Annotated in this window: 24 protein-coding genes; 14 read left to right on the top strand and 10 right to left on the bottom strand. The window is 65.2% G+C overall.

What is annotated here, in order from left to right; genetic code table 11:
* Positions 1–7: 7 nt before the first annotated feature.
* The 4 genes from IVB07_RS03505 to IVB07_RS03520 all read right to left on the bottom strand — a co-directional run bounded on the left by IVB07_RS03505 (position 8) and on the right by IVB07_RS03520 (position 6,464).
* Entirely contained in the window at positions 8–1,693 is a 1,686-nt protein-coding gene (locus tag IVB07_RS03505; protein WP_018453141.1) for a long-chain fatty acid--CoA ligase, read from the bottom strand.
* Positions 1,694–1,883: 190 nt separating this feature from the next.
* Entirely contained in the window at positions 1,884–3,329 is a 1,446-nt protein-coding gene (locus IVB07_RS03510) for a D-alanyl-D-alanine carboxypeptidase family protein (protein ID WP_085361117.1), read from the bottom strand.
* A gap of 202 nt (positions 3,330–3,531) precedes the next feature.
* Positions 3,532–5,328, bottom strand: coding sequence for a glucan ABC transporter ATP-binding protein/ permease (locus IVB07_RS03515; protein WP_247360881.1), 1,797 nt, complete (start codon positions 5,326–5,328; stop codon positions 3,532–3,534).
* Between the two features lie 89 nt (positions 5,329–5,417).
* A complete protein-coding gene (locus IVB07_RS03520) occupies positions 5,418–6,464 on the bottom strand; it encodes an ABC transporter substrate-binding protein (protein WP_018453144.1) in 1,047 nt (348 codons plus the stop codon).
* 227 nt (positions 6,465–6,691) lie between these two features.
* Between IVB07_RS03520 and IVB07_RS03525 the strand changes: the two genes are divergently transcribed.
* The 7 genes from IVB07_RS03525 to IVB07_RS03555 all read left to right on the top strand — a co-directional run bounded on the left by IVB07_RS03525 (position 6,692) and on the right by IVB07_RS03555 (position 12,201).
* Positions 6,692–7,063, top strand: coding sequence for a hypothetical protein (locus IVB07_RS03525; protein ID WP_018453145.1), 372 nt, complete (start codon positions 6,692–6,694; stop codon positions 7,061–7,063).
* A 121-nt stretch (positions 7,064–7,184) separates the two neighbouring features.
* Positions 7,185–7,589: a phosphoribosyl-ATP diphosphatase gene (hisE, locus tag IVB07_RS03530; RefSeq protein WP_007597487.1), complete on the top strand. Its 405-nt coding sequence runs from the start codon at positions 7,185–7,187 to the stop codon at positions 7,587–7,589.
* A 45-nt stretch (positions 7,590–7,634) separates the two neighbouring features.
* Complete coding sequence (locus tag IVB07_RS03535) at positions 7,635–8,237, top strand: YqaA family protein (protein WP_085385485.1); 603 nt, start codon at positions 7,635–7,637, stop codon at positions 8,235–8,237.
* A gap of 48 nt (positions 8,238–8,285) precedes the next feature.
* Positions 8,286–8,822, top strand: a complete 537-nt coding sequence (locus tag IVB07_RS03540; protein ID WP_018453147.1) for a hypothetical protein — start codon at positions 8,286–8,288, stop codon at positions 8,820–8,822.
* A 30-nt stretch (positions 8,823–8,852) separates the two neighbouring features.
* The gene (locus tag IVB07_RS03545; protein ID WP_018453148.1) at positions 8,853–10,253 is read left to right on the top strand and encodes an aspartate ammonia-lyase; all 1,401 of its coding nucleotides are present in this window, start codon (positions 8,853–8,855) and stop codon (positions 10,251–10,253) included.
* A gap of 150 nt (positions 10,254–10,403) precedes the next feature.
* Positions 10,404–11,372, top strand: coding sequence for a nitronate monooxygenase family protein (locus tag IVB07_RS03550; RefSeq protein ID WP_018453149.1), 969 nt, complete (start codon positions 10,404–10,406; stop codon positions 11,370–11,372).
* Positions 11,373–11,427: 55 nt separating this feature from the next.
* Entirely contained in the window at positions 11,428–12,201 is a 774-nt protein-coding gene (locus IVB07_RS03555; protein WP_247299252.1) for a thioesterase family protein, read from the top strand.
* Positions 12,202–12,211: 10 nt separating this feature from the next.
* Here the strand turns inward: IVB07_RS03555 and IVB07_RS03560 are convergent, their stop codons facing one another.
* Positions 12,212–13,774: an AMP-binding protein gene (locus tag IVB07_RS03560; protein WP_247360883.1), complete on the bottom strand. Its 1,563-nt coding sequence runs from the start codon at positions 13,772–13,774 to the stop codon at positions 12,212–12,214.
* A gap of 108 nt (positions 13,775–13,882) precedes the next feature.
* Between IVB07_RS03560 and IVB07_RS03565 the strand changes: the two genes are divergently transcribed.
* The 4 genes from IVB07_RS03565 (at position 13,883) to IVB07_RS03580 (ending at position 16,886) form a co-directional block, all read left to right on the top strand.
* Positions 13,883–14,857 (top strand): nitronate monooxygenase, encoded by a 975-nt coding sequence (locus IVB07_RS03565; protein ID WP_018453151.1) that lies wholly within the window; start codon positions 13,883–13,885, stop codon positions 14,855–14,857.
* 137 nt (positions 14,858–14,994) lie between these two features.
* The gene (locus IVB07_RS03570; RefSeq protein WP_018453152.1) at positions 14,995–15,243 is read left to right on the top strand and encodes a hypothetical protein; all 249 of its coding nucleotides are present in this window, start codon (positions 14,995–14,997) and stop codon (positions 15,241–15,243) included.
* 132 nt (positions 15,244–15,375) lie between these two features.
* Entirely contained in the window at positions 15,376–16,086 is a 711-nt protein-coding gene (locus IVB07_RS03575; protein ID WP_018453153.1) for a hypothetical protein, read from the top strand.
* An 86-nt stretch (positions 16,087–16,172) separates the two neighbouring features.
* A complete protein-coding gene (locus IVB07_RS03580; RefSeq protein WP_018453154.1) occupies positions 16,173–16,886 on the top strand; it encodes a hypothetical protein in 714 nt (237 codons plus the stop codon).
* A gap of 106 nt (positions 16,887–16,992) precedes the next feature.
* Here IVB07_RS03580 and IVB07_RS03585 read toward each other — a convergent pair whose 3' ends face one another.
* Positions 16,993–17,217, bottom strand: coding sequence for a cysteine rich repeat-containing protein (locus IVB07_RS03585; RefSeq protein ID WP_018453155.1), 225 nt, complete (start codon positions 17,215–17,217; stop codon positions 16,993–16,995).
* Positions 17,218–17,452: 235 nt separating this feature from the next.
* Between IVB07_RS03585 and IVB07_RS03590 the strand changes: the two genes are divergently transcribed.
* Positions 17,453–17,734 carry a hypothetical protein gene (locus tag IVB07_RS03590; protein WP_026232471.1) on the top strand — a complete coding sequence of 94 codons (282 nt, stop codon included), beginning with the start codon at positions 17,453–17,455 and terminating at the stop codon, positions 17,732–17,734.
* Between the two features lie 116 nt (positions 17,735–17,850).
* Here IVB07_RS03590 and IVB07_RS03595 read toward each other — a convergent pair whose 3' ends face one another.
* Together IVB07_RS03595 and IVB07_RS03600 are read right to left on the bottom strand one after the other, a co-directional pair.
* Positions 17,851–19,788, bottom strand: coding sequence for an ATP-binding protein (locus tag IVB07_RS03595; RefSeq protein WP_247299254.1), 1,938 nt, complete (start codon positions 19,786–19,788; stop codon positions 17,851–17,853).
* Entirely contained in the window at positions 19,785–20,468 is a 684-nt protein-coding gene (locus tag IVB07_RS03600; protein WP_018453158.1) for a response regulator transcription factor, read from the bottom strand. Before IVB07_RS03600 ends, IVB07_RS03595 begins: the two co-directional genes overlap by 4 nt.
* A gap of 404 nt (positions 20,469–20,872) precedes the next feature.
* Between IVB07_RS03600 and IVB07_RS03605 the strand changes: the two genes are divergently transcribed.
* Positions 20,873–22,681 (top strand): caspase family protein, encoded by a 1,809-nt coding sequence (locus tag IVB07_RS03605; RefSeq protein WP_247360887.1) that lies wholly within the window; start codon positions 20,873–20,875, stop codon positions 22,679–22,681.
* A 32-nt stretch (positions 22,682–22,713) separates the two neighbouring features.
* Here the strand turns inward: IVB07_RS03605 and IVB07_RS03610 are convergent, their stop codons facing one another.
* Positions 22,714–23,217 carry a hypothetical protein gene (locus tag IVB07_RS03610; RefSeq protein WP_247403749.1) on the bottom strand — a complete coding sequence of 168 codons (504 nt, stop codon included), beginning with the start codon at positions 23,215–23,217 and terminating at the stop codon, positions 22,714–22,716.
* Positions 23,218–23,484: 267 nt separating this feature from the next.
* Here IVB07_RS03610 and IVB07_RS03615 point away from each other — a divergent pair, with 267 nt between their 5' ends.
* Positions 23,485–25,290, top strand: a complete 1,806-nt coding sequence (locus IVB07_RS03615; RefSeq protein ID WP_247482680.1) for a caspase family protein — start codon at positions 23,485–23,487, stop codon at positions 25,288–25,290.
* Between the two features lie 65 nt (positions 25,291–25,355).
* Here IVB07_RS03615 and IVB07_RS03620 read toward each other — a convergent pair whose 3' ends face one another.
* Positions 25,356–25,589, bottom strand: a complete 234-nt coding sequence (locus tag IVB07_RS03620) for a hypothetical protein (RefSeq protein ID WP_026232472.1) — start codon at positions 25,587–25,589, stop codon at positions 25,356–25,358.
* Positions 25,590–25,650: the final 61 nt, after the last annotated feature.

Here is a 25,650-nt window from a genome sequence, read left to right on the forward strand (position 1 = left end):
GAGGCGCTTACGCCGCCTCCGCCTTCTTCTCGTCGCGCAGCTGCCGCCGCAGGATCTTGCCGACATTGGTCTTCGGCAGGTCGGTGCGGAATTCGATGTGCTTGGGCACCTTGTAGCCCGTCAGCTGCTCCTGGCAGAACTTGACCAGGGCCTCCGCCGTGAGGTTCGGGTCCTTCTTGACCACGAACGCCTTCACCGCCTCCCCCGACTTGGAATCGGGAATGCCGATGACGGCGCATTCGAGCACCCCGGGGTTGCTCGCGATCACTTCCTCGATCTCGTTCGGATAGACGTTGAAGCCGGAGACCAGGATCATGTCCTTCTTGCGGTCCACGATCTTGGTGTAGCCCTTCTCGTCCATGATGCCGATGTCGCCGGTGCGGAAATAGCCGTCCGCGGTCATCACCTTGGCCGTCTCCTCCGGCCTGTTCCAGTAGCCCGACATCACCTGCGGGCCCTTGGCGCAGATCTCGCCGGGCTGGCCGAGCGGCATCTCGTTGCCGTCGTCGTCGCGGATCGAGATCCAGGTCGAGGGCACGGGGATGCCGATAGTGCCGTTGAACTCCGGATTGGTCGTGGTGTTGCAGGTCAGCGTCGGAGATGTCTCCGACAGGCCGTAGCCTTCGGCGATGGAGCAGCCCGTGATGGCCTTCCACTGCTCGGCGACGGGGCGCTGCACCGCCATGCCGCCACCGTTCGAGATCTTCAGCTTGGAGAAGTCGAGCTTTTTGAAGTCGGGATGATGCATCAGGCCGTTGTAGAGCGTGTTCACGGCAGGGAAGTTGTTGACCTGGTACTTCGCCAATTCCTTGATGAAGCCCGGGATGTCGCGCGGATTGGGGATCAGGAGATTGCAGCCGCCGGCGCGCACCGCGAGAAGGTAGCAGGCTGTCAGCGCGAAGATGTGATAGAGCGGCAGCGCGCAAACGACCATGAGTTGATCGACATGCGGCGGCGCGGCCATCGCCGGCTGCAGCCAGGCGTCGTTCTGCAGGACGTTGGCGACGATGTTGCGATGAAGCAGGGTGGCGCCCTTGGACACGCCGGTGGTGCCGCCGGTATATTGCAGGAAGGCGACGTCGCCGGGTGACAGCTTCGGCTTGTTGAAGGCCAGAGAGCGGCCGGCGGAGATCGCGTCGTTGAAGGACACCGCGCCCGGCAGCGACCATGCCGGCACCATCTTCTTGACGCGGCGGACGACCAGATTGACGATCACTCCCTTGAAGCCGAGCAGGTCGCCCATGCTGCCGACGATGACGTGCTTGACTTGCGTCTTGGCGATCACCTGCTCGACGGTGTGGGCGAAGTTCTCGAGCACGATGATGGCTTCGGCGCCGGAATCCTTGAGCTGGTGCTCGAGCTCGCGCGGCGTGTAGAGCGGATTGACATTGACCACCGCGAAACCGGCGCGCAGCACGGCTGCGGTCGCGACCGGATATTGCAGCACGTTCGGCATCATGATCGCGACGCGGGCGCCGCGTTGCAGGCCGCGCCCTTGCAGATAGGACGCCATCGCCAGCGACATCTGGTCGAGGTCGCGATAGCTGATCGACTTGTCCATGCAGATGAACGCCTTGCGGTCGGCGAACTTGGCGAAGCTCTCCTCCAGGAGGTCGACCAGCGATGAATATTGCGTCGGCTCGATATCGGCGGGGACGCCGGGCGGATATTGCTTAAGCCAGATGCGCTCCATGGAAACTCCCCTCATTGACCAGAGCCCGTTGTGTCTCGGGCTTGCCTCGTTGCCGTCAGTATCGAGCCTGCCGGAACGGGTGGCAAGCGGTCGAGGCTTAGGACAAACGTCAGGGAGTGGCTACCGGAATCCTTGCAAATGGCGCTGCCGCAACTGCGAAGTGCGGCGCGGTCTCGCCTCGCGTCGGCTGTTAACTGTTGTTGGCGGGCTTGGCGGGCTTGGTCGCGGCCTTGGGCTTGGCGGGCTTGGCCGCCTCGCCGCTCACCGCAGGCTTTGCCACCGCATCGGGCTTGGCTGCGGCATGCTTGGTACCGGCCGGCTTAGCTGCGGACTTGCCGTCGGCCGGCTTTGCGGCCGCCGCCGTCTTGGCATCGGGCTTCGCCGCCGCCGTCTTGGCATCCTTCGGCTTGTCTGCCGCGTCGGGCTTTTTGGCGACGCGCGACTTCTTGCCACGCGGCTTTGGCGTGGCCTGCTGGTCGGCATCGGCCGCGACCGCCGCGATCAGGGCGGTCCCGGTGCGGGTCGGACCGGTATACACCAGCACGGGCTCGGCCGCCGCCGGGGCCGAGGCCATCAGCTCGGAGGCCTTCATCAGAGGCGGCTGAAGCCCGGCCGTGAAGAAGGTGACTTGGGCTTCGCCGCCGGTGGCCGAGGCGGACCCGGACGTGCCGCCATTGGCCGCGATCAGCGCGTCGTCATCGTCGCTGGCCGGCCGCTTGCGATGGCCGCCGCACATGTCGTCACGCAGGTTCGGCGGCGAGGCGTCGACCGGGACCAGCTTGTCAACGGTGCCGAGCGAGGGGCGGAGCCAGGTGAGATTATCTTGCGAGAAGCCGCGCTCCAGCAGCTGCGCCGCCTTCACCGCGCGCGCGGTCCCGGAGTTGGCGCCCAGCACGACGGCGATCAGCCGGCGGCCGTTGCGGGTGGCCGACGCGACGAGATTGTAGCCGGAGGCGCAGATGAAGCCGGTCTTGAAACCGTCGGCGCCGGGATAGCGGCCGATCAGCTTGTTGAAATTGCCGGTGACGCGCTTGCCGAAGCGGATTGCCGGAATGTGCACGAAGTACTCGTACTCGGGCAGGTCGCGCAGGAACGAGCGCGCGAGAATGCCAAGATCCCGCGCGGAGGTGATCTGTCCGTCGGCGGGCAGGCCGTTCGGATTGACGTAGCTCGTCTGCGTCATGCCGAGCTTCTGCGCCGTGTCGTTCATCAGCGCCGAGAAACCATCGATCGAACCGCCAACGCCTTCGGCGAGCACGACGGCCATGTCGTTCGCCGATTTCACCATCATCATCTTGAGCGCGTTGTCGACGGTAAGCTGCGTTCCCGGGCGAAAGCCCATCTTCGAGGGCGACTGCGAGGCTGCCGTCGGCGAAACCGTGAGCAGTGTGTCGAGTGTGAGCTTGCCGTCCTTGACCGCCTTCAGCGTCACATAGGCGGTCATGATCTTGGTGACGGAAGCCGGATACCAGGGAATGGTCGCGTTCTCCGCCTGCAGCACCTTGCCGCTATCGGCCTCGATCAGGAGCAGCGCTTCGGCGCTCGCCGCGCGCGGCGCGAGCAACGCGGCACACGCGAGTGCCGCGGCGAACAGGTTGAACAGGGATTGACGAAGCAGCGGGCGAAGAGCGTGCACTATCCGATTCCGGTCCTTGGAGACCCGCCGGTTCCGGTCGGCTCTCGTGATCTGATGTTCGGTTCTGAAATCCAGCGCCGCCGCTTGCGGCGCCGCAAACCTATACCGGCTGGTGCGTCGGGAATAGGGGCATCAGCCGGGTATTCCGCAATGAAATGGGCCGAATTTCGACGATACGATGGGGACTTGCCAAGGCGGCTTGTTAAGGCGACTTGGCGGCCGTCGCGGCAGCCTCAGCCGCTGTCACGCTGGCCCGTGCGTTCTCCTGAACCATGAATTGAGCCCTGGCGAGGTCGGCGAAATGGCCGCCTTTGGCCACGAGTTCATCGAAAGTTCCGCTTTCGATCACGCGCCCGTTCTCGAACACCAGGATACGCGTGGCATTGCGGATGGTGGAGAGACGGTGGGCGATCACGAAGGTGGTGCGGCCCTTCATCACTTCGTCGAGAGCGGTATTCACCTTGGCCTCGGTGACGGCGTCGAGTGCGCTCGTCGCCTCGTCCAGGATCAGGATCGGCGGATCCTTCAGCAGTGCACGTGCGATCGACAGCCGCTGGCGCTCACCACCCGACAGCATCCGGCCCCGCTCGCCGGCATTGGTCTCGAAGCCGCCGCTGCGCTCGATGAATTCGAGCGCCTGCGCGCGCTCCGCCGCCTTGCGCATCTCGGCCTCGGTGGCGTCCGGCTTGCCGACGCGCAAATTCTCCGCGATCGAGCGGTTGAACAGCAGCGCCTCCTGAAAGACCACGCCGATGTTCCGCCGCAGCGATGTCAGCGTCACCCCGCGCACGTCCATGCCGTCGATCCTGATGAGGCCGGACTGCGGATCGAAGGCGCGATGCAGCAGCGCAATCGCCGTCGACTTGCCGGCGCCCGTCGCGCCGACCAGTGCGATGGTCTGGCTGGGAAGCGCGGTGAAGGAGAGGTCCTCGACCGCCGGCCGCTTGCCGTCATAGGAGAAGGTGACGTCGTTGAATTCGACGAGGCCGGAGAGCCGACCCGCATCGATCGCGTCGTGCCGGTCGTGCACCGCAGGAACCGCATCGAGCACGTTGAAGAACTCGCGCAGGCGCGGGGCTTCCATGAACACGTTGTTGATGAAGCTCACGACCTGCTCCAGCTTCTGGATCAGAAGCGTCGCGAAGCTCACGAACATGACGATCTCGCCGACAGAGGTCAGCCCCTGGTCGTGCAGCGCGATGCCGAAAGTGAAGATCGCGAGCACGGTGATCGTGGTGGAGGCGCGCGTGATGACGGTGACGAGTGCCCACCACGACAGCACCGGCATTTGCGCCGCTAGCAACTCGTCGGCGACGGAGCGCAGGCCCTTCACCTCGGATTCGACGCGGACGAAACTCTGCACCAGCGCGACGTTGCCAAGGGCGTCGGACGCGCGCGCGGAGAGCTCGCTGTAGTGCTCCTCCACCTCCATCTGCATGCCGAAGGTTCTGCGCACCACGAAGGTGGTCAGCGCGGTGAAGACGATGCAGAGCACGAACAGCAGGATTGCAAGCCGCCAGTTCAGGTAGAGCGATAGCGGCAGCAGCACCACGACCGAGAGGATCGCGGCAAAATGCTCTCGAAAGAAGCCGACCCATAACCGCCACAGCGCATCTGTGCCGTTCAGCATCACCTTCATCAACCGGCCCGAATGGGTGCCCGAATGGAAGGTCAGAGGCAGCTGCAGGATGTGCTCGAAATAGTCCGTCAGGACCGCCTGCCGCTGGCGGTGGGAGAGCCGGTCGGCCTGCAACGCTACGACCGCGCTGCAGACGATGGTGAACAGTCCGAACGCGACCCATGCAACCAGGAACGGCCAGGCCGAGTTGGAGCCTGCGACCGTCTTGCCGGAGAGCACATCGACGATCCGGCCGAACAGCACCGGTTCGGCGAATTGCGAGCCCGCAAGCAGGAGATTGACGACCGCAAGCAGCCAGCCCAGCCGTGCCTCCTTACCGAGCAGCTCGAGAACGCGGGTGTAGAGGCGGAGAATGGGCATGGGCGAGGAGCTCGGGCGGCTGGAACGGAGTGAGCGCATACTCTAATCAGGGATCGCCCGTGAGATATAGCGGAAGCTGTCGGTTTTGCTCAGTTGATCAACCGCCCTGCAACTGGCGGCAAGAACCCGCTGTCGAAGATGTCGCCCGCCGCCGGCCGGTTGCGGAATTTGAAATCCTGCCCGATCTGGTCGATCGCGCGATCCATGCGCGCCGGGTCGATGTCGCCGAGGCCGTTGCGACGGACCTCGTCCGTCAGGATGTTGTCGACGAGGACGGTGCGCAGCCGCTCCAGCTCAAGATCGCGATCGCCGCCGTCGATGCGGCTCGCGGCTTCGTCCGCCGCACGCGCCGGGTCCTTGACGGTCGCGTTGATGCCGGCGATCAATGCGCGGACGAATCCCTTCACGGTGTCCGGCTTGGCCGCGGCGAAAGCCGGGTTGACCACGACGGCAAAGCCATAGGCCTCGCAACCATAATCGGCATAGCGAAGCGCGACGAGATCGCCGCCTGGCACGCCGCGGTCGCGCAGGTTCACTGCCGAGAGATAGCTGAAGCCGGCGACGGCATCGACCTGTCCCGCGGAGAGGATCGGCTCGCGCACCGCGGCGCTGATCTTGTGGAATTTCACGTGAGCCGTGTCGATGCCGTTCTGCTGCGCCAGCGCCGGCCACAGCCGCATCGACAGATCGCTATCGGCAACGCCGACGGTTTTGCCGTCCAGGTCGGGCAGGAGGTGGATGCCGCGGCTCCTGCGGGCGACGATCGCGTAGGGCGCGCGGTTGAACAGCACGAATACCGCCTTGACCGGGGTCGCATCCTTGTCGCGGAAGCGGATCAGCTCGTTGATGTCGACGAGCGCGAGCTCGCTGTTGCCCTTGGCGACGCGCGCAAGCGCCTCCGGCGATCCGGCCGCGCTGCTGAAGGAGACGTTGAGACGTTCGGCGCCGAAGCTGCCGTCCTTGGCGGCAAGAAAGAACGGCGCCATGCTCGCATCGATCGGGCGGTCGAAGGTGAAGTGGATCGCAATGGAGGGCACGACGGTCTCGGCCGCGGTAGCATCGCGCGCAGTCAGCACCGCAAGCGAGATTGCAGCGGCCAGCAGACCGCGAAGAGCAATTGTCGTGAATTCGAACATCAGTCGCGCCGGTCCGGTGTTGTTATGGCTTGGTGACGCTCGGAGCGCCGGCTGGCGACAAGCTTGTTCGCGCCAACATGAACGGCGGATGAGCGGCGGTTGCGTCACGATCACGCAACCCCGTTCAGCTTGTGTTGGGGTTGGGGAACCCAACATGGGATGCGGGTGTTTGAGAGACACGAGCCTGTCATCAGGCACCATTCGAGGTCCCAAGGAGGGTCCAGGACATGTTTGACAGATTTTCAGGATTTGCCGGCCGTAAGGCCGTTCTCGCTACCGCCGCGGTGCTGGCGCTGACCGCAATAACCCCGACCGCTTCCTACGCGGGCGGCCGTCATTGGCATGGTGGCGGCGGTGGCGCGGCGGCTGCTGCAGCGTTTGCCGGCATCGTCGGCACCGGTCTTGCGATCGCCGCGACCCGCAACGCCTACGCCTATGACGATGGCCCCTATTATGGCGGCCCCGCCTATTACAGCGGCCCTGCCTATTACGGCGACGGCCCGTATTACGGACCCGGCCCGAACTACCAGTATCAGCGTTACGGCGGCACGGCTCCGTCGGAGCTCTGCGGCCAAGGCCACCGCACCAACTGCTACTAGTTTTGGCCACAACAAAAGGTTGACCACAAACGGGCCGTCGTGCTTGCCGCGGCGGCCCCTTTTTGGGCTCTACTATCGCGCGTTAACGCGCTGGCCATGGGTTTAGAGTAGCGTCGCGTACATGAGTGATTCGCTTGAGCGGCTATATCTGGCTGTGCTCGCGGCCAGGGACCTTGATCCGGCAACATCGCGCACAGCGCGGCTGTTTCAGCGCGGCCCGTCAAAAATGGCGAAGAAGCTGGCTGAAGAGGCCATCGAGGTCGTCATCGACGCGGTCAACGGCGATAGCGAAGCCGTGATCCGGGAAAGCGCAGATCTACTCTACAATCTGACCGTGCTCTGGGCCTCGGCCGGCGTGCGCCCCGAGGACGTCTGGCGCGAGATGACGCGGCGTGAAGACATGCTCGGCATCGCCGAGAAACTGCCGAAGTCGGCTATGAAACTGCCCAAAGTTGCGTCACCGCGTGTCGCCGCCAGGCGGCCAATCGTCGCGCTCGAAGGCCGCACCGCGCGCAAGCGCCACTAGTATTGGCACAAATCGGTCCCATCTCGGCATGGACAAATCCGTCCCATGGTGCTTCATCGCGGCGCCATGCTGAAACGTATTTACGACTGGTGCATCGACGCCGCTCACAAGCCTTACGCGCTCTGGATCATGGGCGCCGTGGCTTTCGCTGAAAGCTCCTTCTTTCCCGTCCCGCCGGACGTGATGCTGATCCCGATGTCACTGGCGCGCCCGCAACGCGCCTGGGTCTATGCGGCGATCTGCACTGCGACGTCGGTGCTGGGTGGCCTTCTGGGCTACGCTATCGGTGCGCTGCTCTTCGACTCGGTCGGCCATTGGCTGATCGAAGTCTATGGCCTCGGCGGCAAGGTCGACGCCTTCCGCGCCTCCTATGCCGAATGGGGCGCCGTGATCATCCTGCTCAAGGGCCTCACGCCGATCCCCTACAAGCTCGTGACCATCACGTCCGGCTTTGCCGGCTACAATCTCGGGCTCTTCATCCTGTGCTCGATCGTGGCGCGTGGCGGGCGCTTCTTTATCGTGGCGATCCTGCTAAACCGCTACGGCGACTGGATCCGGATCAAGATCGAGAAGCATCTCGGATTGGTGGTGGCAATCGGCGCCGCGGTGCTCGTGCTCGGCTTTGTCGTCGCAATCAAATTGATCTAACGCCCAAGGCGCTTTGCCACCGCGCCTCGTTCGGCTACGGTTGCCGCCATGATGCTTCGATCCGGCAATCCGGTCCTGCGACTGGGCACGCTGACATTTGCGGCGCTTTCGGTCCTGCTCGCTGCCGGCGGTACCGGATGGCCGCAATCCGCACCGCCGGCGCTCGGCTTGCAGGAGCAAGGACCGCAGGCCGCACCGGCGCCCTCGACAGCTCCTTCGTCGCCGCCGGCGCACGAGGAAAACCCCGGGCTGATCAACGAAATGGGCAAGCTGTTCGAAAAGCTGCCCTCGATCCTGCCGCCGATCAAAAGCCCGAGCGAGACCATGAACGATTTGTCGCGCCTGGCGAAGCCGTCGACCATGGTGTCGGGACGCGTGGCCTGTCCGGCCTCGTCGAACGGCGCGCCCGACTGCAAGCTCGCCGCCGACAAACTCTGCCAGAGCAAGGGCTACACGGAAGGCAAGAGCCTGAATGCCGACTCCGCGGAAAAGTGCTCGGCCAAGGTTCTGATCCCGGGCAGGCAACGCAAACCGGATGACTGCCGCACTGATACCTTCGTCACCAGCGCGCTGTGCCAGAACTGAGGACGTCGCGCGAGCAAGCAAGGAGCGCCCATGAGCCGCACGGAGCAGGACTTCCTCGGACAGCGTGAGATCGCCGACGACATCTATTACGGCGTCCAGACCATCCGCGGGAAGGAGAACTTCCACATCACCGGCATTCCGATGAACCAGGAGCCTTACTTCGTGAAGGCGCTTGGTTACGTCAAGAAGGCCGCCGCCATGGCCAACCGCGATCTCGGCGCGGTGGACACCAAAGTCGCGGAAGCCATCATCGTGGGCTGCGATCGCGTCATCGCCGGCGATATGATGGACCAGTTCGTCACCGACTTCATCCAGGGCGGGGCCGGCACCTCCACCAACATGAACGCCAACGAGGTGATCGCCAATCTCGCGCTGGAATCGCTCGGCTTTGCCAAGGGCGACTACCAGCACGTCAGCCCCAACGATCACGTCAATTACGGCCAGTCCACCAACGACACCTATCCGACCGCCTTTCGGCTGGCGCTGATCCTGCGGCTCGAGAGCTACATGACGGCGCTGCGTCAGCTCCAGGAGGCGTTCTTCGCCAAGGGCAGGGAGTTCGAGCGCGTGCTGAAGATGGGCCGCACCCATTTGCAGGACGCGGTGCCGATGTCGCTCGGCGCCGAATTCCGCGGCTGGGGCACCACCATGGGCGAGGAGGTCGATCGAATCTCCGAGGCCCGCGCGCTGCTGCGCGAGATCAATCTCGGCGCCACCGCGATCGGCACCTCCGTCACCGCGGCGCACGGCTATCCCAAGCTCGCGGTCCGGCATCTGAGCGCGCTCACCGGCGTCGACTTCATCCTAGCAGGCGATCTCGTGGAGGCGACGTCGGATACAGGCGCCTATGTGCAGCTCTCCGGCGTGCTCAAGCGCACCGCGAGCAAGCTGACCAAGATCTGCAACGACATCCGCCTGCTCGCCTCGGGCCCGCGTGCCGGCTTCAACGAGATCAACCTGCCGCAGCTTCAGCCGGGCTCCTCGATCATGCCCGGCAAGGTCAATCCTGTCATCCCCGAGGTCGTCAACCAGACTAGCTTCCTCGTGATCGGGCTCGACACCACCGTGACGCTCGCGGCGTCCGCGGGTCAGCTCCAGCTCAATGTGATGGAGCCGGTGATCTCGTTCGCGCTGTTCTTCTCGATCCGCACCATGGAGCGCGCGGTCAACAGCCTGCGTGAGAATTGCGTCGTCGGCATCACTGCCAACGAGGAGCACACCCGCAACATGGTGCTGAATTCGCTCGGTATCGTCACGGTGCTGAAGCCGCTGCTCGGCTACAAGGAATGCGCCGAGATCGCGCGCGAGGGCTACAAGAGCGGCAAGTCGCTGCATCAGATCGTCGTCGTCGAGCGCAAGCTGCTGACCCAGGAGAAATGGGACGAGATGTTCTCGTTCGAGCGGCTGATCAATCCGGATTTGCTTGCGTGATGTCGTCGGTCCGCGCTGAATTCCGCGGCTTGGAATTGCGGTAACGGCGTCCCTCCACGGCGCTAAAACGCAATACTTGACAGTGGAAAGATTGCCTTGTTGGTATGGCTCCCAACTTCGATGTGACCGCCAACAGAGGATCGTCTCGCAATGTCCATGCCTGCCTTGTTCAAGGGACGCCTGTCGATCCCCGTGATCGGTTCGCCGCTCTTCATCATCTCGGTGCCCGATCTCGTGATCGCGCAGTGCAAGGCGGGCGTGGTCGGCTCGTTTCCGTCGCTGAACGCGCGGCCGCCGGAGCTGCTTGACGAGTGGCTGGCGCGCATCACCGAAGAGCTCGCGGCCTATGATCGCGCGCATCCCGACAAGCCGTCGGCGCCGTTTGCGGTCAACCAGATCGTGCACAAGTCGAACAACCGGCTCGATCACGACATGCAGCTTTGCGCCAAGTACAAGGTGCCGATGATTATCTCCTCGCTCGGCGCACGCGAGGAGCTCAATCAGGCCGTGCACGGCTGGGGCGGCATCGTCTTCCACGATGTGATCAACCAGAAGTTTGCGCACAAGGCGATCGAGAAGGGCGCCGACGGCCTGATCCTGGTCGCCGCGGGCGCCGGCGGCCATGCCGGCACGATCTCGCCATTGGCGTTCGTCGCCGAGACGCGAAAATGGTTCGACGGCCCGATCGCGCTGTCGGGCGCGATCGGCAACGGCAAGGCGATCCGCGCCGCGCGCATACTTGGCGCCGACTTTGCCTATATCGGCTCGGCCTTCATCGCCACCAAGGAAGCCAATGCCGTCGACAAATACAAGGAGATGATCGCGGGCGCGACGGCTGACGACATCGTCTATTCCAACCTGTTCACCGGCGTGCACGGCAACTATCTGAAGCCGTCGATTCTCGCCGCCGGTATGGATCCGGAGAACCTGCCGACGTCAGATCCCTCCAAGATGAACTTCGGCACCGACGCCTCCGGCGAGCGCGCCAAGCCAAAAGCCTGGAAGGAAATCTGGGGTTCGGGCCAGGGCGTCGGCAGCATCGACGGCATCGTGCCAGCCGCCGAAATGATCGCGCGCTTCAAGAAGGAATACGACGAGGCGGTCGATCCGCCGTTGTGAACTTCGCCGGGACGACAGCTTTTGCTCAGCACCGAATGTGCATCACGGAGAAACGATGCCTCCCATCTACCGCATCGACGGCGACAGCGTCGTCACCAGCCCGGATGCCGCGGGCCCGTGGGACCGGCGTATGCAGCACGGTTCGGCGCCGGCCGCGCTGGTGACGTGGGCGGCTGAGCGCATTCCGACGCCAGTTGCAATGGACATCGCGCGCGTCACCATCGACCTGATGCGCCCGGTGCCGGTGGCACCACTCACGATCGCGACCGAGATCTTGCGCGAGGGCCGCAAGATCCAGCTCTGCGGAGTCAAGCTGCTCGCCGACGGCGTCCAGGTGGTCGGCGCCACCGTGCTCAAGATCAAGCGCCAGGCGCTGACGCTGCCCGAGCACGTCAAGGCGCTGCCGGTTACGCTGCCGTCGCCGGAGGACTCGCTGCTCGAGGACGGTCATGCCGCTACCAGCCCGTTCGTACGTTCAGTCTCGATGCGCGCTGCGCGCGGCCGCTTCGGGCAAGCCGGCGCCGGCGCGATCTGGTTTCGCGTCGACCATCCCCTGATCGCGGGCGAACCGCTCTCCCAGGCGACGCGCGCCGTGGTCGCGGCCGATTTTTCCAACGGCACCGCCTCGTCGCTCGATTTCCGCGCCTGGACCTACATCAACGCTGACCTCACCGTGAGCTTTGCGCGCCAGCCGGTCGGCGAATGGATCCTGCTCGACGGTGATTCCTGGATCGGCCCCGATGGTGCCGGGCTTGCGATGTCGCGGCTCGCCGACCGGCAGGGCTATTTCGGCCGAGCCGTGCAAAGCCTGGTGATCGAGAAGCGGTGAGGCACCTTATCTATCCCACCATCCGGCCCCGCCCGCTCCAAAAGCTCGCGCGCAGCATCTTCTTGTCGACCTTGCCGACGCCGGTCATCGGGAGTTGCTTGACGAACTGGATCTGCTTCGGTGCATGAGCCGAGCCTTTTCGCGTCTTCACCAGATTGATCAGTTCATCGGCGTCAGGTTTTGCGCCTTCGCGCAGGACGACGACAGCGGTCACGGCCTCGCCCCATTTCTCGTCGGGGATGCCGACGACCGCAACCATGGCCACATCGGCGTGCTGTGACAGCACGTCTTCGATTTCCCGCGGAAAGATGTTGAAGCCGCCGGAGACGATCATGTCCTTCTTGCGGTCGAGGATGAACATGTAGCCGCGATCGTCCTTACGAGCGATGTCGCCGGTGTGCACCCAGCCGTTCTTGAGCGTCTCGGCGGTGGTGTCGGGCCGCTTCCAGTACTCCGCCATCGCATGCGGAGCGCGCACGCAGATTTCGCCGGCCTCGCCCGTCTTCACCTCCTGGTCGTTGTCGTCGAGGATCTTGACCTCGCACGCCGCGATCGGGAAGCCACAGGACAGGAACAGTTCGGGCCTTTTGGGATCGTGATCCGCCTTGCGCAGCACCGAGATTGGGTAGCATTCGGTCTGGCCGTAGAGCTGCGAGAACACCGGCCCGATCCGTTCGATGCCCTCGACCAGCCGGCTCGGCGACATCGCGGAGGCGCCGTAGAGCACCAGCTCGAGCGAGGAGAGGTCGGTCCTGCTCAATGCGGGATGATCGAGCAGCACATAGACCATGGTCGGCACGAACAGCGTGAAGTTGATGCGCTCGCGTGCGATAGTCCCCAGCACCGCCTCGGGATCGAAACCCTTCAGCATGTGCACGGTGCCGCCCCGCATCAAGGTCGGTAGCACTTTCGTGCCGGCGACATGGCTGATCGGTGCCACCGCGAGGTAGCGCGCGCCATCGGGAATCTCGAAGTCGGCGAGGATCGCGGCCGCGGCTCCGGCATTTTCGCGGTGGTAGCGCAACGCGCCCTTGGATTTGCCGGTGGTGCCACCGGTGTAATTCAGCGTGGAGAGGTCGTCGGGTCGGGCGAGGCAATGCGCGCTGGCATGGCCTTCGATCTCGATCGCCTGCAAGAGATCGACGCCATAGTTGGCCGGTCCCGTGGTGAACACCGCCTTGAGCCAGGTCGCCTGCGCGGCGAGCTCGCCGCCGCGATCGTGGAAGGCGGCCGCATCGACCACCAGCACCTCGGCCTCGGAATCCTCGAGCTGGAACATCTGGTCTCCCGGCGATCCCAAAGGATGCAGCCAGGTGACGCAGAGCCGCGACAATTGCGCGGCAACGCCGGCGCACCAGGTGTCGGCGCGGTTCGCGGTGAGGAAGGCGACCCGCGCGCCGGGCTGCAATCCAAGCCGCATGAACACGCCCTGGATGCGCCCGATCAGGTCGATGGTGCCCTGATAGCTCAGCGATCCGCCGGGCCACGCGAACGCGGTTCGGCCCGGATAGCGCGACAGCGCCCGCAGCGCCTGCGCGCAAGTCGGGGACGATGCATGGAGCGGATCGGACATATGTTTCCTCGCTGCTTTGTTATCGGCTTCCGGCGTGCCAATGTTTACCGCGACGCTAGCACAGGGAATGCGGGATGGAACGACTAAGCCCGCGCGAGGGAGGCACGCGTGACGTCAGATCGGCTGCAACATTTCCACGGTCGTCTCGCCCTGCCGCTGATTGCCGCGCCGATGTTTCTGGTGTCGGGCGTCGAGCTCATGGTCGCGGCCTGCCGCAACGGCGTGATCGGCAGCTTCCCCACCGCGAATTGCCGTAGCACCGAACAACTCGATGAATGGCTCACCGACATCGAAGCGCGGCTGCGGCGGCATGAAGATCAAACCGGCCGAAAGGCCGCGCCGCTTTGCCCAAACCTGATCGTGCACCGCTCCAATGCACGGCTGGAGCAGGATCTCGCCGTGTTGCTGCACCACAGGCCGGAGATCGTCATCACCTCGGTCGGCTCGCCCACGACGGTGCTCAAGCCGCTGCACGACGTCGGCGCATTGGTGCTTGCGGATGTTGCCTCGATCCGCCACGCCGAACGCGCGGCGGAAGCAGGTGCCGACGGGCTCGTGCTGCTTACCGCCGGCGCGGGCGGGCAAACCGGCTGGCTCAACCCGTTCGCCTTCGTCCGCGCGGTGCGTGCGTTCTACGATGGCATCATCGTGCTCGCGGGGGGCATCAGCGACGGCCACGCATTGCGCGCGGCCGAAGTGCTCGGCTGCGATCTCGGCTACATGGGTACGAAGTTCATCGGGACGCGGGAGAGCATGGCGGATGAGCGTCACAAGCAAATGCTGGTCGACGGCAGCGCGGACGACATCTTGCTGACCACCGCGTTCACGGGCCTGCAGACCAGCATGCTCAAGCCGTCGATCCTGGCAGCCGGTCTCGACCCCGACGATCTGCCGGCGCGCGGTGCAATCGACGTCGGCAAGGACATCGAAGTCAACGCGCGCGAGAGCCGCCCCGAGCGCTGGCGCGATATCTGGAGCGGCGGGCATTCGATATCGGGTGTAACCGAAGTGATGGAGGCCAACGATCTCGTCGCGCGGACGGTCGCGGAGTATCGAGAGGCGGGTGGCCGCCTCTCCCCGTAAAAACCGGAGACCGACAGGGCCCGTCCCCTCCATCACAGTTAGTCGAGCGCTCCTTAGAAGCGGTCACTTAACGGCAGATTAACCATCGATCGCCCAGAATCCCCTCAGGCGCCAATCAGGACCGAGAGGGACAGGCGATGGACTTCGACTTTCTCAACGCCAAGACGGCGGCTTCGCTGGACGAAATTCGCGTTCGCGTGGCCCATGCGCTGGCCCGCCACCCGCTGTGCCGCAATGTTCGCTTCGACATCGTCAGCGTCCCCCGCACCCGCCGGGGCGGCAATTGGACGGTGGCGCTGCAATCGGTCGAGCCGCGTGGAGTCTGGGAGGCCTCGGAGATCGTGGCCGACATCCAGGACGCTTACGATCTGGCGCTAGCTGCTTGATTTTGTTGACCTTTCCAGATCATGTCGCCGCAGTCCGCGCGATTGCCGCCGCGATGGCACGGTTAAGCCTTAATTTTCGCCCAGTTTGCGGGCAGTGATCACGTGGACTTGAAGCCGGTTGCGGAGAGACGTTTGTCGAAAGCCATCACCATCGTCGTGCTGACCTGCTTCCTCGTCCTCGGCGCCGCCACCACCGCCATTCTCGGCCGCGATAGCGTGCCCAGCGTCAGCGCCGAAATGATCACGCAGGCGCCGGCGCCCAAGCTGCTTGCAACCAATCGGGCCGCCAAGGCCGACCGTCTGGTTCCGACGCTGGCGCTAGCCTCGGCCGCCATCGACCCGGTTCAGGTTCCGGCGGACAAGCTCTCGCAAATGCCCGTGCTGACCGAGCCGCTGCGTCAGGCGTTTGCCGCCGCCACGCCATCCGATTTCCCGATGCCCAAGGCGAGCGTGAACGAGGCTCCGGCCGCTGCAGAGATTCCTGCCGTCGAAGTCCCGGCCAAGCCGAAGGTCGTCGCCAAGCCGCAGCCGCAGAAATCCTATTCGCTGTTGTCCGACGTACAGATTGCGGGCATCAGGGACCGTCTGAAGTTGTCGTCGTCGCAGGAATATTACTGGCCGTCGGTCGAGACCGCGCTGCGCAACGTTGTCCGCAAGATCTCGGCAAACAAGCTGTCCAATCCGAACGTGCAGGGCGTGCCGATCGATCCCAATTGCGACGAGGTCCAGCAGTTGAAGTCGGCCGCGATGCCGCTGCTGTTCCAGCTGCGTGACGACCAGAAAGAGGAAGTGCGCAAGCTCGCCCGCATCATTGGGCTCGAGAAGGTGGCGCAGCAGATCTGACGCGCAAGTTCCTTCCGGAACTGCGGCTATATCGGGAACATCCTGCAATTGACAAGCGTTGCCCGCTCCAAAGAGGGAGTGGACCAATGCGCGCCTCGACAGCCTATTTCGTCGGTGCAGGAACCATCGTCGCAGCCATCGCCATTGGTCTCGGCGGCGGCATTGTCGCCGGCAATATCATGAATCCGGTCTCGCCCAAGCAGGGGCCTGATACCAGCAAGATCGCGCAGCGCGCTGACGCCAAGCCCGCCACGACGGAAGCGCCATCCGAGCGCCTGCAATATCTCACCGGCTCGCAAGCCTTCGGCGCCATGGTCGCCGCGCCAGCGCAGGCCGAAGCCAAATCCGACGCCAAGGCCGAGTCCAAGCCTGAGGCAAAGTCCGAAGCGGTGAAGCCCGACACGCAGACCACTCAAGCCAACGCTGAACAGCCAGCGCAACAGCCTTCGCAGGCGGCAGCGGTGGAGCCCCCGAAACCGCCACCGGCGTCGCCTCCGCAAGTCGCAAAGCCTGCCGAGCGGCAAGCATCGACAGAGCCGTCATCCTCATCCGACAACGCCTATGCCAAGGCCAGGGATTCTGACGTCAAGCGCGCCACGTCTGAACGGCGCCGGACGGAGCGCCGTGAGCGCTGGGCCGAGCGCCGCCACTACGATTTCCGCGATCCGCGTGGGATGCGCGACCGCACCGATTGGGACGACGTCGCGCGCAACATCCGCGAAGATGCCGATGCGCGCGAGGTCCCGAGCAGGCCGCGCGGCGGCTTTCCGCAGATCAGGCTATTCGGCGACGACGATTAGCGTCCATCCTCGCCGTCGTGCGCGCGCCCGACCTATGACCGGCGCATCGACGTCTATGGCCTGACGGCTTTGACGCCGCCGAGATTTGTGTTGTGGACGCGAGCACTCACCCGCCGTGTGACTCCACGACCTTGCGGCAGCCGTCCGAAAGCTTCGACTTGTTCTCGCGCAGGCAGGCATTCATCTGTGGCGGCTTGCCGATATGTTCGGCGCAGAATTTGTTCGCGTCGCTTCGGCAGGTCATCTGCTCCTGCGGCGTCGGACCGGATTGCGCAGCGGCGGTCTGGGCGGTAGCGGCGAGCAGCAGCACGGCAAGAACCGAGATCTTCATAAAACACCTCCTTGGGAATGTCGTTGGTCCCGCCTGGGATCAAGCGGGCCGGACCATCTCGCGAGCGCCGGGCGCAGGTCCATGCCATGTTCATGGCATCGGCCAGCCCCTCCCGCCGCCGTACCCCCATTTTCATGGCATGTATCAGCGCGCCGTCTTTTGTCATTCAGGCTGCACGTCGGCCGCGAGACCCGGTGATTGCATCGGGACGCCGAACGGGAAGCAGGAGAGCAAGATGTCGAAAAGAGCGGGAGCGCTGAGCGCCGGGCTGACAATTTTGGCGCTGGCAGGTGCGGCGACGGTCTCGCTGGGCACGAGCCCGGCGCAGGCGGTGGTCTATTGCAAGACGGTCGGCATACCCAAGGGCTGCGTGGTGCGGCCGAGAGCGGCAGTGGTCGCTGCGCCGGCCGCCGCAGTCGCGGTCGCGACACCCGGGGTCGGTGCGCCCGGTGTCGGCGTGCGCGCGGGCACGCCGATGAATCGCGGTGGTCCGGTCAATCGCGTCGGCGTGCGCTGAGAAAGACGAAAGAGTTCGGGCGAAGGAGCATTGCGGACGAACCCCCGTCTTCCGCAGGCAAATCATCCGGCCCGTCCCTCTCTCCGCGCGTCCCACACGTTCGGAGAGGGGGCTTTTCAGCCGACGGCGGCACCGCTGTCGGGGAAAATCTGCGGCAATTGCAGCCGCACGCGCGTGCCTGAGGAATCCGAGCTCAGATCGAGCATCGCCCCGCAGCGCGCGGCACGGCTCCTCATGTTGCGAAGCCCCCGCGCGGTCTGGCCCGCGTCGGTGGCTCTGCCGCTGCCGACCGGCGCAGAACCGTTCGCAAAGCCCTTGCCATCATCCGCGACCTTGATCACACCGAACGGCCCCTGACCTTCGTCGACCGTCTCGATGGTGACCGCGATGCGGCGGGCCTGTGCGTGCTTGACCGCATTGGTCACGGCCTCGTCGAGGATGCGCACGATCTGGATGACATGCCATGGCCTGAGCTCGGGATGCAGCGGCAGCCCCTGCGGCGTGGCCACGTGCCAGTCGAGCGCGATGTCGTGCGGTCGCAATTGCGCGGTCGCTCGCTCGCGCCAGGAGCCGAGTGCGAGCATCAGGTCGCCGCCGATGTCGTCCATGGAGTCGATGACGAGGCGGAGGTCCTTCAGCGCCGCACGGGCAGCGTCGGTGATGGTCGCGCCCTCGTGCCCGCGCTCGGACAGTGCCACGATGCTGATGAGCTGGCCGCCGAGGCCGTCATGCAGGTCGCGCATCAGCCGCGTGCGCTCATTGGCGAGCGCGGCTGCCCTTGCGCGCTCCTCCTCGCGGGCAAAGCTCGCCTTCAGCCGCTCCTCGGCCTCACGTACGCGCGTCACGAGCTGGTCGGCAAAGCTGTCGACCTGGTTCAGCGCGCGCGCGAACCGCCAGGTCAAGCCGGCGCCGATCGCGACCAGCATCGCCGAGTAGGACAGGCGCGAGAGGAAGATGCGCTCGTCGGTCACGATCTCGAACACCGACAGCATGTCGTGGACCCAGCAGATCAGCACGATGGTCACCGCGCAGCCGAGCGTGAAGCTTGCCGCGTCCTGCCGCCGCACCACCGCGGCAGCGGTGACGCAGGCCATCAGGAGCAGGCAGAGACCGACGGTAGGAATGCCAAGCAGGAGAAACAGAATGCGCGGCAGCGGCGGGCCGGCGATCAGTCCGACGCCGAACACGACGAGCCCCGGCGCGAACAGCAGCATGCCGTAGCGCGGCCAGCGCCAGCCGAAGAACAGCACGCCGAAGACGACGACCAGGGCGCTCTCGATCGGTGCGGACGCGAGCAATACCGCGGCGAGCCGGGACGTGTTGAGGGGGGGCACCGGTGGCGGCGCAAAGGCCTGCACTACGCCGAGTACCATCGCCACGGCCAGCACGCCGTAAACCGGCTCGCGGCGGCGCATCAGCCACATGATCGCCAGGATGACGGCGAGGATCGACTGCCAGGCGGAGAACACCACGGGCAACGTGACGAACATCAGCGTGCGTGTCTCGTAGGCCGGCCGCAAGGCCGCATCCAGCCCGACATAGACGGTGTCGAGAAAGCCCTTGAGCGGTCCCCAAACCAACAGCCGTACCGCGATCTCGTTCGTGCCCTCGCGCAGCAGCGAGGACGGGATCGCCCCGATTTGCGGAGTGTTGCGGTCGGGTCGGTTGGCGTTGGCATCGCGTCGGGAATCCAGGATGACGACGCCGTTGATTGAGACTTCCACCGCGTTGCTGAAGCGCGGCAGGAATACCGACCATCCCGACGCGACATCGCCGCGGCGGAACGTGAAGGCGCCGGTGTAGAGCGGCGGGTCGGCCAGGGAATAGCGTGACGACGTGAAATGCGGCAGCGTCACGGGACGTGCCACGCCGTCCTCGCGCAGCGAGAATTCGCTCAGCGCAAAGTCGTCGGGGTCGCTGGGCTGGAGCAGCCGCAGCCCGAGGACGGTCGCGACCACTATCAGCGCCTGCAGCAGCAGATAGGGCACGAGACGCGAGACCAGCAGCCGGCGCCGCCCGGGTTTGACCGGTGCCTTGGCCACGATCTCGCTCACAGCTTGATCAGGCCCTGCTGCACCGCTTCGAACACCGCTTCGCTGCGGGTGTGCACTTCGAGCTTGCGATAGATGTTCTTGATGTGGCCGGGCACGGTCTGCCGGGACAGGCCGAGATGGCTTGCGATCTCGGCGTAGCTGAAACCTTTGGCAATGCCCCAGAGGATGTCGATCTCGCGTGGGGTGAGCCTTGCGGTGTTGAGCGCGGGGCCCGGCGGAGGCTCGGCCGCATTCTGCGCGGAACCTTGCGTCCTGCGCACGATGAAGCGGGCGATCGAGGCCGAGATCGGCGAATGGCCGGCGACAAGATCGCGCACGGTGGTGGCGATATCAGTGGGGAACGCATCCTTCAGGAGATAGCCGGTGGCGCCAACCGTGATCGCGGAGATCACACTTTCTTCGTCGCCGAGCGCCGAGATCACCATGATCTCGGTGTCGGGAAAGCGTTGCCTTGTCTCGCGGATCAGCTCGACGCCGTGGCCGTCGGGCAGCCGCAGATCGGTGAGCAGCACGCGCGGCACAGCCGCGCTCAGCGCCGAACGAGCCTCTCCCAGCGTACCGGCGCTTCGCACCTCGTAGCCGGCCTTGACCAGCGCGTCCTGGAGCCGCCAGCAGGTCGGCGCGTCGTCCTCGACGAGGAGGATGGTGATGGCTTCACCCGTCTCGCCCTGTTCGGTCATGATCATCGTCGTCCTGCACCGCGTGTCCCCCGCGGCGCAGGGCCAAGTTTAGCCGCGGTGCGGGCGCCGCGACACCCATAATCATGGGGGCGCAAGGCATCGGTCTGGCGTTCCCGACGCGATGCCTACTGCTTCGTCGCACTGGCTCGTCCGGCGGCATGGGCGGGCCCGGCAGTCGCTGCACCAGATGCGCGGTACCGGCATTGTTCTTGTAGAACTGCTGATACGGCTCCTTGATCAGGTCGAGCTTCGTCGGCCGCAGTCATGCCGCCGGAGGTTTGGCCTGACGCCCACGGCGGCACCGGGAAGTGAGATAGGCCACAGACGGGTTGACTTACGGGAGGAGACCCTCGAAATCATCCCGGAGCCAGCCTAGGGCTCCTTGACGGAATGAAGCCTGCACCATGGTCGGATTGATCCTCCCGGCTCCGATGTCACGCCTGCAGCGTCTGGCCGGCCGTGTTGCGCTGGCGATTGCTCTGATGCTGGCAGCGGCGACGACCGCGCAGGCCGACAAGCGAGTGGCGCTGGTCCTTGGTGTGTCCAACTACCAGAGCGTCGCGCGGCTGGCCAATCCCGACAGCGACGCGGCCGCCATCAGCGACGTGTTCAAGCGGATGGGGTTCGATATCGTGGAGCTTCGCCGCGATCTCGGCGTCATCGAGATGCGGCGGGCGGTGCGCGATTTTGCTGCGGTTGCCGCGGATTCCGACATGGCCGTGGTCTATTACGCCGGTCACGGCATCGAGGTGAACGGCGCGAACTTCCTGATTCCGGCAGATGCCAGGCTGCAGAGCGATTTCGACGTCGAGGACGAGGCGGTCCCGCTGGACCGGATTCTCCAGGCGATAAATCCGGCGAAGCGGCTGCGGCTCGTCATCCTCGATGCCTGCCGCGACAATCCATTTGCAGAGCGGATGACACGCAGTGTCGCCACGCGTTCGATGGGCCGCGGCCTCGCCAAGATCGAGCCCGCCACGGCGGATACGCTGATTGCGTTCGCCGCCAAGGCCGGCGCGGTCGCCGGCGACGGCGACGGTGCGCACAGCCCGTTTGCGACCGCGCTCTTCAATCATTTGGCGACACCGGGCCTCGACCTTCGCCTGACGCTTGGCCGGGTTCGCGACGAGGTGCTCAAGAGCACGGGGCGGCGGCAGGAGCCCTTCGTCTACGGATCGCTCGGCGGCGACACCGTGGCGCTGGTGCCGCTGATTGCCCCAAAGGTCGATCCGGACGCGGAGTCCCAGCGAGACTACGAATTTGCGGCGCAGATCGGCACAAGGGAGGCGTGGACCTCGTTTCTCGGCGTTCACGGTAGCGGCCCCTACGCTGTGTCTGCTCATGCGGCCCTCGACAAGCTGGATGCGGCGGAGAAGGCCCGTGAAAAGGCAGACCTGCTGAGGCGGCAAGCCGAACAGCAAGCCAGGCAGAAGAACGAGGATGTCAAGAAGCAGATCGAGGAGCAGGCTGCGCGCCAGGCCGAGCAGGCGAAGCTCCAGGTCTCAGAACAGGCCCGGCGCGATCTGGAGAAGGAGCGCCAACGCATCGCCGAGCAGGCCAAGCGCGAGCTCGACGATGCCCGGCGGCAGGTTGCGGAGGCGCGCCGGCAGGCGGAGGATGCGGCCCTTCAGGTCGAGCAGGCAAAGAAGCAGGCCGCGCTGGACGCGCAGCAGCAGATCGAGGCCGCAAGGCGCGAACAGGAACAGCGCGAGCGGGAGCGACAGGCCACACTCGCCGCGCTAACTCCGCCGGCTGCGCCTGCCCCTGCGTCGGTTGTCGTGCCGGCAATGGATCCGGCGGATATTGCACGCCTGCTCCAGGCCCATCTGAAGCGCGTCGGCTGCGATCCCGGGACCACCGACGGTGCCTGGACGGCGCCGTCGCAAAAGGCGCTCGACAATTTCAACCGAAACGCCGGCACCAGATTCGACGTCAAAGTTGCCAGCCTCGATGCGCTCGATGCGGTGCGCGGCCGGCCCGATCGTGTCTGTCCGCTGGTGTGCGCCAAGGGACAAAAGGCAGAAGGCGATCGTTGCGTCCAGATCGTCTGCGACGGCAATGACGTGCTGGATGCCCAGAGCACGTGCCGCCGGCGTCCCGATCCGCCGCCGCAGAAGCCAAAGGCGGTATCGCGCCAGGAGCCGAGCCCGCGCGGTCGCGCACGTCCGTCCGGCGGAGCCGATTCATGCGGAGGCAGCTGTGAGGGTGATTGAGACCGGTGCCGAGAGCACGGTGCTTCGGCAGCTCACAGGCTGGGAACGACGTTGACGTTGACTTTCAGATTCAGGAACGTGCGCTTGCCGGCGCCGTCCTCGAAGTAGAGTCTGCTCTCGAAATGGTCGCTGCCGGTAAAGCCGGAATTCGGCCGGTACACAGCCTTCGTCGAGTTGACCAGGCTGTAAGATCCGTTCGCCGGAGAGACGACGACGTCCTGGCCCACGAACGGACCCAGGGATTGGAAATTGAACCCGCAACCGCGGTCTTGCGCGACCCGCATCGGGATGACGACATTACAACCCTGGCAGATGTTGAAATGCGGGCGACGGCAAGCTGCGTTGGCATTCAAGCCGTGGGCGTTTCCGTAGCTCTTGTAGCCCGGGCGCATCTTGTCGGCGCTCGCAGTGCCGGAAAGAAGCAACGAGGCGCTGGTTACAATCGACAATACAACTGTCATGAAAGGACGGATCATTCTGAAAACCCCTTGGCGGCCAACGAAGCAAAAGCGATTTATGCCGACATAGAAGCTCAAGCGCCCCGGGGAGGCAAGTATCTGCGGAAGGTTGCTGGACAGCTTCCCAATGCCATGCCCCTTCCACTATCATTTCGAACAGGGAGTCGCCCGGCAGGACACTGCGCGGCGGCAACCGTCTCGCCTGACGGCCGGGCCTGATGTGTGATCGATGGCACAGACCCGAGGGCGGACCGCTATCGAAATAGTACTCATATCGATTGCAGCCACATTGCTGACGCGTGGAGCGAAGCCTGCATCATGATCCGATTGAGCCCTTCAGTCCCGATGTTGCGTTCAAGCCGGTTGGTCTGCCGGCTTGCGCTGTCGATGTTGTGGATGCTGGCAGCGGCGACGACCGCGCAGGCCGACAAGCGAGTGGCGCTGGTCCTTGGTGTGTCCAACTACCAGAGCGTCGCGCGGCTGGCCAATCCCGACAACGACGCCGCCGCCATCAGCGACGTGTTCAAGCGGATGGGGTTCGATATCGTGGAGCTTCGCCGCGATCTCGGCGTCATCGAGATGCGGCGGGCGGTGCGCGATTTTGCTGCGGTTGCCGCGGATTCCGACATGGCCGTGGTCTATTACGCCGGTCACGGCATCGAGGTGAACGGCGCGAACTTCCTGATTCCGGCAGATGCCAGGCTGCAGAGCGATTTCGACGTCGAGGACGAGGCGGTCCCGCTGGACCGGATTCTCCAGGCGATAAATCCGGCGAAGCGGCTGCGGCTCGTCATCCTCGATGCCTGCCGCGACAATCCGTTTGCAGAGCGGATGACACGCAGTGTCGCCACGCGTTCGATGGGCCGCGGCCTCGCCAAGATCGAGCCCGCCACGGCGGATACGCTGATTGCGTTCGCCGCCAAGGCCGGCGCGGTCGCCGGCGACGGCGACGGTGCGCACAGCCCGTTTGCGACCGCGCTCCTCAATCATTTGGCGACACCGGGCCTCGACCTTCGCCTGACGCTTGGCCGGGTTCGCGACGAGGTGCTCAAGAGCACGGGGCGGCGGCAGGAGCCCTTCGTCTACGGATCGCTCGGCGGCGACACCGTGGCGCTGGTGCCGCCGGTTGCACCGCCGATCGATCCGAACGCGGGAGCCCGGCGGGATTATGAGCTTGCGGCGCAGGCCGGCACCAAGCAGGCCTGGCTTTCCTTTCTCGCCGTTCATGCCACCGGCATCTATGCCAACTTTGCGCATGCGGCGCTCGACAAGCTCGAGGCCGCAGAAAAAATCAGCGAAAACGCCGATGCCGTACAGCGGCAGGCCGAGCAGCAGGTCCGGCAGAAGAGCGACGATTTCAGGAAACAGATCGAGGAGCAGGCGGCGCGTGAGACGGAACGGGCCACGCAGCAGATCTCCGAGCAGGCCCGGCGCGATCTGGAGAAGGAGCGCCAACGCATCGCCGAGCAGGCCAAGCGCGAGCTCGACGATGCCCGGCGGCAGGTTGCGGAGGCGCGCCGGCAGGCGGAGGACGCGGCCCTTCAGGTCGAGCAGGCGATGAAGCAGGCCGCGCTGGAGGCGCAGCAACAGATCGAGGCGGCGAAGCGCGAGGCAGACCGGCGCGAGAAGGAGCGCCAGGCTACGCTTGCCGCTCTGACCCCGCCCGCCGCGCCCGCTGCTGCTCTCGCCGTGGCGCCGACTAGCGTGCCAGCGATGGATCCTGCGGACATCGCCCGCTTGCTCCAGGCGCACCTGAAGCGTGTCGGTTGCGATCCCGGTGCGGCCGATGGCGCCTGGACTGCACCGTCGCAAAAGGCGCTCGACAGCTTCAACAGATATGCCGGTACGAAATTCGACGTGAAGGTCGCAAGCCTCGACGCGCTCGATGCGGTGCGCGCCCGGCCCGATCGCATCTGCCCGCTGGTTTGTGCGAGGGGGCAAAAGGCGGTTGGCGACCGCTGCGTCCAGATCGTCTGTGACAACAAATTCGTGCTGGACGCCCAGGGCGTGTGCCAGCGGCGTCCCGATCCGTCGCCCCAGAAACCAAAGGCGGTGTCCCGCCACGAACCGAGCCCGCGCGCGCCGTCTGCTCCGGCCAGCAGCGAGGGCGGCAAATGTCATACCTATGGCGGAAAACAGTACTGCCAGTGATGCGGCGTTGCTCGCCCTGGGTTGACGGGGTGGCGAGATCCTCGCGTCCGTCCAGGATGGCCCCTCTACGAAGCCTCTGCCCGCGGCGGCGGATATCGCCGGGCCAGCGCCGACAACGGCAAGTGTCGCTCGCCCTCAGGTAGCTCGAGATAGGCGAGCACGAGCGGCCGTTTCCAGTCACCGACGCCGAAATCCATCGCCATCCATTTCTGCGGTTCGGGGCCCTCAAGACCGCGCACCCAGACGAAATAGCGGGGGAGATCGTCGGCTTCCGTTTCCGTCACGCGTCTCCTGGCCATCAAAGCTGCTCGCTGTATCGTTACGTGTTGCCACACGATATGGGGACTGGCCTGGCAAAGT

It is taken from the genome of Bradyrhizobium sp. 172 (assembly GCF_023101065.1).
Taxonomy (GTDB): domain Bacteria; phylum Pseudomonadota; class Alphaproteobacteria; order Rhizobiales; family Xanthobacteraceae; genus Bradyrhizobium; species Bradyrhizobium canariense_D.

What these genes read in the sequence shown, in the direction of transcription:
- IVB07_RS03505 (WP_018453141.1), bottom strand. Translation starts at nt 1,693, where the DNA reads ATGGAGCGCATCTGGCTTAAGCAATATCCGCCCGGCGTCCCCGCCGAT.
- IVB07_RS03515 (WP_247360881.1), bottom strand. Translation starts at nt 5,328, where the DNA reads ATGCCCATTCTCCGCCTCTACACCCGCGTTCTCGAGCTGCTCGGTAAG.
- IVB07_RS03520 (WP_018453144.1), bottom strand. Translation starts at nt 6,464, where the DNA reads ATGTTCGAATTCACGACAATTGCTCTTCGCGGTCTGCTGGCCGCTGCA.
- IVB07_RS03525 (WP_018453145.1), top strand. Translation starts at nt 6,692, where the DNA reads ATGTTTGACAGATTTTCAGGATTTGCCGGCCGTAAGGCCGTTCTCGCT.
- hisE (WP_007597487.1), top strand. Translation starts at nt 7,185, where the DNA reads ATGAGTGATTCGCTTGAGCGGCTATATCTGGCTGTGCTCGCGGCCAGG.
- IVB07_RS03535 (WP_085385485.1), top strand. Translation starts at nt 7,635, where the DNA reads ATGGTGCTTCATCGCGGCGCCATGCTGAAACGTATTTACGACTGGTGC.
- IVB07_RS03540 (WP_018453147.1), top strand. Translation starts at nt 8,286, where the DNA reads ATGATGCTTCGATCCGGCAATCCGGTCCTGCGACTGGGCACGCTGACA.
- IVB07_RS03545 (WP_018453148.1), top strand. Translation starts at nt 8,853, where the DNA reads ATGAGCCGCACGGAGCAGGACTTCCTCGGACAGCGTGAGATCGCCGAC.
- IVB07_RS03550 (WP_018453149.1), top strand. Translation starts at nt 10,404, where the DNA reads ATGTCCATGCCTGCCTTGTTCAAGGGACGCCTGTCGATCCCCGTGATC.
- IVB07_RS03555 (WP_247299252.1), top strand. Translation starts at nt 11,428, where the DNA reads ATGCCTCCCATCTACCGCATCGACGGCGACAGCGTCGTCACCAGCCCG.
- IVB07_RS03560 (WP_247360883.1), bottom strand. Translation starts at nt 13,774, where the DNA reads ATGTCCGATCCGCTCCATGCATCGTCCCCGACTTGCGCGCAGGCGCTG.
- IVB07_RS03570 (WP_018453152.1), top strand. Translation starts at nt 14,995, where the DNA reads ATGGACTTCGACTTTCTCAACGCCAAGACGGCGGCTTCGCTGGACGAA.
- IVB07_RS03580 (WP_018453154.1), top strand. Translation starts at nt 16,173, where the DNA reads ATGCGCGCCTCGACAGCCTATTTCGTCGGTGCAGGAACCATCGTCGCA.
- IVB07_RS03585 (WP_018453155.1), bottom strand. Translation starts at nt 17,217, where the DNA reads ATGAAGATCTCGGTTCTTGCCGTGCTGCTGCTCGCCGCTACCGCCCAG.
- IVB07_RS03590 (WP_026232471.1), top strand. Translation starts at nt 17,453, where the DNA reads ATGTCGAAAAGAGCGGGAGCGCTGAGCGCCGGGCTGACAATTTTGGCG.
- IVB07_RS03600 (WP_018453158.1), bottom strand. Translation starts at nt 20,468, where the DNA reads ATGACCGAACAGGGCGAGACGGGTGAAGCCATCACCATCCTCCTCGTC.
- IVB07_RS03605 (WP_247360887.1), top strand. Translation starts at nt 20,873, where the DNA reads ATGGTCGGATTGATCCTCCCGGCTCCGATGTCACGCCTGCAGCGTCTG.
- IVB07_RS03615 (WP_247482680.1), top strand. Translation starts at nt 23,485, where the DNA reads ATGTTGCGTTCAAGCCGGTTGGTCTGCCGGCTTGCGCTGTCGATGTTG.
- IVB07_RS03620 (WP_026232472.1), bottom strand. Translation starts at nt 25,589, where the DNA reads ATGGCCAGGAGACGCGTGACGGAAACGGAAGCCGACGATCTCCCCCGC.